Consider the following 7399-nt stretch of genomic DNA (forward strand, 5'->3'; position numbering starts at 1 on the left):
CCCCGGCCCTGAACAAGCACCACCCCCTCAACCGAGGCGGGAGCGCGCCAGTCGTCCGATACTCCCCCGGCCCGTCCGGCCCGGCCCCGCTCTCCCCTTCAGGAGCCACCCGGCCGGGCCGGGCCGTCGGCAGTCGCCTGGAAGAGGCGCCCTGGCGGCAGCACCGGCCTACCACCTCCCACCAATCAAGACCCTATCGTTGCAGTTCAGAGGAACTTTCCCTTTGTCGACCGACCTCAGGCAACCCTCTTCGCGGGAGACCGATGTCAAACGCACCGGAGGCGTGGCTCTGCCGCCTATCCTTGAGATCATGAGTGACGAGACCTACCAAGACGCCCCGGAGCAGATGCGCGTCCGCCTGGAGAAGGTGGCGCGGCTCCGTGAGAACGGCGTCGAACCGTGGCCGGTGACCTACCCTCGCACGCACACCATCGGCGAGATTCGGGCGAAGTACCCCGAGTTGGAAGCCGACAGCGCGACCGGGGAGAAAGCTGGAATCACGGGCCGGGTCATGCTGTCGCGGATCGGCGGCAAGCTCTGCTTCGCCACTCTGCGGGACGGGACCGCCGATATTCAGGTAATGGTCTCTCTGGCGGGCGTCGGTGAGGAGGCTCTCGCGGCGTGGAAGCGCGACGTCGACCTCGGCGACCACGTCGGCGTGACGGGCGAGGTCATCTCGTCCAAGCGGGGCGAACTGTCGATCATGGCGGAGAGCTGGGCAATCACGTCGAAGTGCCTTCGGCCGCTGCCGGAGAAGCACGCCGGGCTCACCGGCCCCGAGGCGCGCGTCCGCTACCGCTATCTCGACCTCATCGTCAACGACGAGGCCCGCAAGATGGCCACCTTGCGCAGCGACACCGTGCGGGCGATCCGGGATTTCTGGCACTCTGAGGGCTACCTTGAGGTCGAAACGCCCATGCTCCAGCCGATCCATGGTGGCGCGGCGGCCCGGCCGTTCAAGACCCACATCAACGCCTACAACATGGAACTGTATCTCCGGATCGCGATCGAGCTGTACCTGAAGCGGCTCGTCGTCGGCGGCATCGAGAAGGTCTTCGAGATCAACCGGAACTTCCGGAACGAGGGCGCGGACTCCACGCACAACCCCGAGTTCACGATGCTTGAGACCTACGGCACCTATCTCGACTACAACGACATGGCCGACCTCACCCAGCGGTCGATTCAGCAGGCCATCGTGGCCGCGCTGGGCACAAGCGTGATCGTCCACAACAAGGTCGAGTACGACCTGGGTATCGCCGAGTGGCCGCGGAAGACCGTCTACGGCCTGGTCTCCGACGCCCTCGGCGAGGAGATCACCACGCATACCCCAATCGAGGATGTCCGCAAGCTCGCCGACGCCCGCGCGGTCGAGTGGGACCCCACGTGGGGTCAGGGCAAGCTCATTCAGGAGTTGTTCGAGAAGCTCATCGAGCACACGCTCATGCAGCCCACGTTCGTCATGGACTACCCGGTCGAGACTTCGCCGTTGACCCGCCAGCACCGCTCCGAGCCGCTCCTGGCCGAGAAGTGGGACCTGATCGGCTTCGGCTCCGAAATGGCCACCGCCTACTCGGAACTGGTCGATCCCATCGAGCAGCGTCGTCGCCTCACCGAGCAGTCCCTGCTGGCCGCGGGCGGTGACCCAGAAGCCATGCAGCTCGACGAGGAATTCCTCCGCGCCCTCGAATACGGAATGCCCCCCACAGGCGGCATGGGAATGGGCATCGACCGTCTGATTATGGCCTTCACCGGCAAGAATATCCGCGAAACCATCCTGTTCCCTCTGGTGAAGCCCAGCTGACACGCCCCCAGCGCTCTGGTCTCGATCTTGCGTGACTGACCGACAACTTGCTGGCGGACACTGATGCGGGATCGAGGCCGGCGGGGCCGTGCCCTGCCAGCCGGACCGCTGTGATCGTGTGCCCGACCGTTGCAGCACGGGTGAAAATTTTCTGCCTTACGGCAAACGTGCAGTTGAGGAGTTTCCCATGGACATGAGCTCGGTCGGTTCTTCGAGCGAGGAAGGGTGCTCCGCCGGGTGGAGATCCATCCATGTCGATCGCCCAGGGCGTTCACTGTGGTATGTGCAAGGGTCGGGAAGCTCGGGCACGGAGATTCCGAGGTATATCAAGCGGTACGCCGCCACAGACCCGTACGAGCGGGAGTTGCGCGCGTTACGGCAGATGCCGGACGGTCTCGCCCCACGTGTTCTGGAACACCGCCGCAATCCGCTGACGTTGGTTCTGGAAGAGCTCCCCGGTGTGAGGCTCGATGATCCAGCGGCGGGCGACCCAGCGGTGTGGATGCACGTAGTGCTGGAGACGGTAGTTGCTTCGGTAGGGCTTCCCGGACCGTGGCCTGAAGACCCGCCTCCTCAATTCAGTGAGTTACAGGTCGAGTTGGCCACAGTTCTTGCCTCTCGCACGTCGGCCAGCGGTCAAGCGCTCCACCGGGCGCTACAGAATCCGTTACGAGTGCCCTGCCATGGGGACGCCACCCCTCCCAACATGCTTGTTGATCCTGGGCAACCGCGGGCGTGGCTGTTGGACTACGAGTTCTACGGTCCCGGAGATCCACTGCATGATCTGGCAGCCCTGTGCCTGACTCCGTCGGTGAGCCTGACGGAAACCATGCGCTTGCAATTGCTGCGGCGGGGACGGTTGATGATGGAAAGGAAAACGGAAATTTTCCTGGCCGACCGGATGGCTGGAGCCATCGCCGTTTGGGCTGTTCAGTGCACGGCGTGGCATCGTCGCCATCGCCTGGTGACGGACGGGTTCGAACACGCCGTGCTCGGCAACGCAGCTCTTGGAATCGAAGCAGCTGAAAGGGGGGAGCTATGGCCAAGGAGACAGGGGATCGTTGCCGGTTCCGTCCTCCCGCCAAGGGTGCCACGGTCGTATGGGAGGTCACCAACTACTGCAACCTGTCGTGCACGCATTGCCTGTCAGATTCCTCGCCGCAGATTCCCCGAACGGACGATCTCAGCACCTCCCGTTTTCTCGATACCGTGCAGGAGATGACCTCTTCCGGGGTGACCGAGTTCTATCTGACCGGAGGGGAACCGTTCGCCCGGCGCGATCTCGTCGACATTATCTCCGCCATTGACCAGAAGGTGGCCGAAGTATATGTCAACACGAATGGCTACTTCATCACCCAGGAAATTGCGGACGCACTGTCCGGGACGGCTCTGCGCCGAATAACGGTGAGCGTAGACGGGCACAATCGAGAGACTCAGAAACTCGTGCGCCTCAAACCGACGTCTTTCGACCGGGCCATAACTTCCGTTAAACGCCTTCTGATTTCTGGAGTTCCGGTCCGAGTATCTCATGTCGCCCACCCGGGGAACGTCGATCACATCGCTGAGTTCTGCGCAGAGATGGCACGTATGGGCGTCGAGGCACTGGTGATCAACTCTGTGTTCCCCGCAGGGCGTGCGGCGCGTCACCCGGGACTGGCACTGCCTGCCGGACGAAAGCAGAAACTGTTCGACGAGCTTACGGAACTCCAGGCGACGTACCAGCAGATCGGCGTGCAGATCGATCATAGCCTCGGGAGACCTCAGCCCAGCGACGTTATGGGGTGCCCAGCGGGACAGTCGGTGTTCTTTGTGGCACCGAACGGAGACCTGGCCACATGCTCATGGCTCTACAAGCTGGACGAGGAGCGGTTCCGTCTGGGAAATCTGAAGGAGACGCCCTTCACCGAGTTGCGCACAGGGGTGGAAGCCATGATGCGCCCGGTCCGAAAGTTAGCCACCGCCTGCCCACTTCCGGTGATGACGCTTCCGGTAAGCTCGTCATGACCGCATCGGAAGGGCTGGTCTCCAGCAAGACCAAAATTCCGGACGAACAGTGGCGGCGACGGGCACGTATGACACTGCTCGGTTGTGACTGGCTCGGTCCCGAAGTGTTCCTTACCCCCATTCGCAGTATCCACACAGCCTTGGCCCGCGGTGGAAAGGAGTGTGCCGGGTGGTGGCGCACATCCCTGCTCGGGGACATTGCCGTCGTGGAGGTTCCCCAAGGGACTGCTGCCAAGGACATCGTTTTCGCTCTTCCCGAGGCGACACGGGTGACGTTTGTCGGCCTGGCAGGTGGCCTGCAAAACCAGCCGATCGGCGCCACAGTGGATCCGGAATCCGCCTTCATCGCGGCCTCCTCCGCTACTGCGGAGGGGCCATCGGCCCCTGCGATGAACTTGTCGACCTACTGCCGTCGTGGCCATCCGGCAAAGCCGTTGGCGTCTGGCGCGGTCGCTGCAACGGTCGAGTGCCTGGCCGACTCCACCCTTCTCCACGATCAGCTCGTGGGTGCGGCTGACTGTGTCGACATGGAGAGTGCTCACCTGTTCGCTGCGGCCAACCTCGCCGGCCAACACCTGCGTTGCCTGCTCGTCATCTCGGACCACAATCGCGACGGCGACGTGTTCACCAGCGATCCGGAGCGCATCACTCCCGCGATAGACGAAATATGCCAGACCATCCGAGACGACTGACCGGAGGCCAGTAATGAGCGAGAGCACTGAACGTGTCGCGGTCGTCACAGGGGGGAGCCTCGGTATCGGTGAGGCGATCAGCACCCTGCTGCTCCACCTCGGCTGGAGGGTCCACGTCCTTGCGAGGCGAGCCAGTAGCTGCGCCCACGCCGCGCATGATGGTTGCATCGTGCACGATGTCGACATTCGCGACATCGACGCAATCAAGGAGTCCGCTGACACCGTAGCGAGCTCATCCGGACACGTGGATGCCTTGGTCCTGTGCGCGGGAGTTGGCTACCCGACACCGCTGGTCTCCGTCAGCCGTGCCCAGTACGACGAACTGTGCGACACCAACGTGGCCGGGGCGGTCTTCTCCACCCAGGCGTTCGCGCCACTGCTTCGTGACGGCGAAGCGGTGATCACGTTCGTCTCGTCCATCGCAGGCCGCAGGGGATTTGCCGATTGGTCCCTCTATTGTGCCTCCAAGCACGCGCTGGAGGGGTTCGCCGCGAGCATACGGGAGGAGTTCCGGGCCCGCCGGATCCGCGTGACGTGTATCCAGCCCGGTTCGGTCGATACCCCCTCGTACGACCATCTGCCGCCTGAGGAGAAGAAGGAATTCATGGATGCCAGGTCCATCGCCGAGCTGACCGTCGCGGCGATCCGGCTTCCTCGGCAAGCCTGCGTCGAGACGCTGTTCATCAACAACGCGGCCGGTGACCTGTGACGCGCGGCGAGATAATTGGAGTGGAAGAGAGTGATCGTATCCACGAGGAGCTCGGAAAGCTGGTCAAATTTCATATTCCCGACACCGTTGTGGCATTCACCAGCGGAAGCCTGCCCTACGGGGCTGCCGTCCGCGGACGCAGTGACATCGACGTCAACGTCCTCCTTCCCACGGGCACCAGGCCGGACCGGGCGCTCTTTGACCGCCTCATCTGTTTCATCGACGACTACAGCCGCCTTCACGACCGGCACGGAATGTGCCTCGACCGCCGCTACCCCGGCGAATACCTCACCATCGGCCAGGCCCACGACGCTGCATCAGGTCGCGGAATTCCCGTGATCAATGGTCGGCCAGCGCTTCTCGGGCAGGTAGACGACTCCTACTGGAACACCACCGAGGAGACGTGGTACTTGGCCTGGATGGGTGCCTCGGCCTTCAGCCGACGTGTAGCCGGCGACTCAGACGTCCTTATGGGGCTACGCAGACAAGCATGGGCTACCGTAGCAGCCCTTTGTCTCCCCGACCTCACTGGCAGGGAATTCCACACCGAGGACGTCCTGGCCCGCGTCCTCGACCACACGCACCCCAACGGCGGTTTCGGCGTTCATCCAGGCTATCGGCGATTCGCCGAGTTGGAATTATATAGCTGCCGACAGGCCCTCGCAGACCTGGCTGCGCGTAGCGTACTGAAATCTCACGCGGATGGCAGCTACTGTGCCGATCCCAAGGGAATCCTGCGCTGGGTCACGGATCTGGTCGACCGTCGTCAGACAGGCTTCCACGCCTCACCTCTGCTCACTGTGACCTCCAGCCTCCAACTCGCCAGATGAATACGCCGACGTTACTTGCCGATCTCTACGCCGCTCATGACTGGCTGGCCGTCCGTGGACTCCTGCCACCGGAGCGACGCAGCGACACCCTGCCCACGCCGCATGTACGCCTCCACGGCGGCCGTACCGTGGTCTCCTTCTGCTCCAACAACTACCTCGGCCTCAACCATCGCCCCGAGGTAAGGGCCGCCGCGGCCCAAGCCCTGCGCGAGCACACCCACGCCACCAGCGAGTCCCGTCGGCTCGGCGGCAACCTCGCGCTGCTCGAACAGCTTGAATACGAACTCGCCGAGTTCAAGAAGCAGCGGTCCGCTCTCATCACGGCAACCGGGCTGCTGGCCAATATCGCCGCGGTCCATGGCATTCTCGATGCTGGCGGACTGGCCCGCCGCTGGTACGGCTCCCCACCACCCGTCCGACCGGTGGTCATCTACGATGAGCTGTGCCATCGAAGCATTCAGATGGGCGCACGCCAATCATCCGCCGAGCGGTTTCGGTTTCGGCACAACGATGCCGAACACCTGGCCGAGATACTCGCAGCGCACCAGGGATGTGCTGTTCTCGTTGTCACCGAAGGTGTGTTCAGCATGGATGGAGACCTGGCAGACCTCCCCCGCCTGGTAGAGGCGTGCGATACCTACGGCGCTGTCCTCATGGTGGACGATGCTCACGGCACCGGAGTGTACGGGGCAGACGGTTCCGGCACCCCCGACCACTTCGGCCTCACCGGCCGAATCCCCCTCCAGGTCGCCACGCTCAGCAAAGCCTTTGGGGGCATGGGAGGAGCCGTCCTAGGTGATGAGCGGACTGTCACCATGCTCCGTACCTTCAGTTCGGGCTACCGCTTCACCTCAAGTCTGCCGGCAGAGCAGGCCGCAGCGACCATTGCAGCCCTGCGAATCCTTCGCAGTGAGCCGGGAATACGCGATGCCCTCTGGGCTAACGTGCGTCGGCTTCGGGCTGGACTCGCCCGCATGGGGCTTCAGCCGCCCGGCGATGGGCCCATCATCCCCCTCCACATGGGTACACCACAGGCAGCCGCAAAGTTCGAGGAATTCATGCTCGACAAGGGGTACTGGTGTGTCGCCGTCACCCCGCCGGCCGTCTCTCCGGAGACCTGCCGTATTCGCCTCACTGTGTCGGCCATGCACGACAAGGAGCACATAGATGGGCTTCTCGGAAGAATCGAAGAAATTCGACCCGGATTGCTGTACTCACAGGAATAGCGGATGACCTCGGGCCGCAAGTGGCCGACCCCGCCCCGCAGGACCTGGAAGACGCCGAGGAGCGCTCACACCGCGAGGTCACCGCCGCCTGGGCCGAGAAGGGCATGCGGGACGCCGGGTTCGAGCCGCTGGAACCG

General features: G+C 63.6%; 6 protein-coding genes and 1 pseudogene. All 7 read left to right on the forward strand.

The genetic code is table 11. The annotated features are described in order from the left end of the window. Positions 1 to 310 precede the first annotated feature (310 nt). The 7 genes and pseudogenes from lysX (at position 311) to RKE29_RS26280 (ending at position 7262) form a co-directional block, all read left to right on the forward strand. On the forward strand, positions 311 to 1801 hold the full coding sequence (gene lysX, locus RKE29_RS26255; protein WP_312008138.1) for a bifunctional lysylphosphatidylglycerol synthetase/lysine--tRNA ligase LysX: 1491 nt from the start codon (positions 311 to 313) through the stop codon (positions 1799 to 1801). A 193-nt stretch (positions 1802 to 1994) separates the two neighbouring features. After that, positions 1995 to 2618: pseudogene (locus RKE29_RS30875) on the forward strand (phosphotransferase); the annotation flags it as partial. 221 nt (positions 2619 to 2839) lie between these two features. After that, entirely contained in the window at positions 2840 to 3805 is a 966-nt protein-coding gene (locus RKE29_RS26260; RefSeq protein WP_312008139.1) for a radical SAM protein, read from the forward strand. After that, positions 3802 to 4497, forward strand: a complete 696-nt coding sequence (locus tag RKE29_RS26265; RefSeq protein WP_312008140.1) for a hypothetical protein — start codon at positions 3802 to 3804, stop codon at positions 4495 to 4497. Before RKE29_RS26260 ends, RKE29_RS26265 begins: the two co-directional genes overlap by 4 nt. Before the next feature lie 13 nt (positions 4498 to 4510). Next, entirely contained in the window at positions 4511 to 5206 is a 696-nt protein-coding gene (locus tag RKE29_RS26270) for an SDR family oxidoreductase (protein WP_312008141.1), read from the forward strand. 20 nt (positions 5207 to 5226) lie between these two features. Beyond that, entirely contained in the window at positions 5227 to 6036 is an 810-nt protein-coding gene (locus RKE29_RS26275; RefSeq protein WP_312008142.1) for a hypothetical protein, read from the forward strand. Further along, entirely contained in the window at positions 6033 to 7262 is a 1230-nt protein-coding gene (locus RKE29_RS26280) for an aminotransferase class I/II-fold pyridoxal phosphate-dependent enzyme (protein ID WP_312008143.1), read from the forward strand. The genes RKE29_RS26275 and RKE29_RS26280 overlap by 4 nt, the downstream gene beginning before the upstream one ends. Positions 7263 to 7399 lie beyond the last annotated feature (137 nt).

Origin of the sequence: Streptomyces sp. B1866, from assembly GCF_031932565.1 — a bacterium.
Classification (GTDB): Bacteria; Actinomycetota; Actinomycetes; order Streptomycetales; family Streptomycetaceae; genus Streptomyces.

Bases quoted from the DNA above. Each gene is read 5' to 3' on its own strand.
- RKE29_RS26260 (WP_312008139.1), top strand. From the start codon at position 2,840: ATGGCCAAGGAGACAGGGGATCGTTGCCGGTTCCGTCCTCCCGCCAAG.
- lysX (WP_312008138.1), top strand. From the start codon at position 311: ATGAGTGACGAGACCTACCAAGACGCCCCGGAGCAGATGCGCGTCCGC.
- RKE29_RS26280 (WP_312008143.1), top strand. From the start codon at position 6,033: ATGAATACGCCGACGTTACTTGCCGATCTCTACGCCGCTCATGACTGG.
- RKE29_RS26270 (WP_312008141.1), top strand. From the start codon at position 4,511: ATGAGCGAGAGCACTGAACGTGTCGCGGTCGTCACAGGGGGGAGCCTC.
- RKE29_RS26265 (WP_312008140.1), top strand. From the start codon at position 3,802: ATGACCGCATCGGAAGGGCTGGTCTCCAGCAAGACCAAAATTCCGGAC.